This is a genomic window from Corynebacterium sp. HMSC062E11 (genome assembly GCF_001811845.1).
In the GTDB taxonomy this organism is placed as follows: domain Bacteria; phylum Actinomycetota; class Actinomycetes; order Mycobacteriales; family Mycobacteriaceae; genus Corynebacterium; species Corynebacterium hesseae.
Genome location: NZ_KV806794.1, coordinates 1 through 445, shown reverse-complemented (window position 1 = coordinate 445; position 445 = coordinate 1). Strand labels below are relative to the sequence as shown.

General features: G+C 58.7%; 1 pseudogene. It reads left to right on the top strand.

The features are described 5' to 3' along the window. Positions 1-143: 143 nt before the first annotated feature. Positions 144-445: pseudogene (locus HMPREF2822_RS06350) on the top strand (IS21 family transposase); the annotation flags it as partial.

The following is a 445-nucleotide window of genomic DNA, read 5'->3' as shown; positions in this document are numbered from 1 at the left end:
TGTTGCGACCGGCTATTTGGTAGCAGTGTCGTGACTATCTGGTAGCGCTTCAGTGAGTATCTGGTAGCAGCTCGCGGCGCTCGGGGTGATACTTCCGGTAGCCGCACCACTCGGGTGCGGCGCGTACTGGAAGGAGTCCGCTGATGACGGATTACCGTGCGGTGATGACGCTGCTGATTAGGAAGCGTTCTTACCGCCAGATTGAAGACCAGCTCGGGTGCTCGCACCGCGCGATTTCCCGAGCGAACCAAGCGCTGCGAAGCCTTGGCCTGACTACTGCCCAGCAGGTCGCGGCGTTGACGAATGACGAGCTAGACGAGATATTCGTTGATAAACGCACCAGCGGTCAAGGCGAGTTCGTCCCGATTGACTTTGACGCGGTCGTCAAAGCACGCACAGGGCGTGTGAAGCAGACACTGCAAGTATTGTGGGCTCGCTACACCAC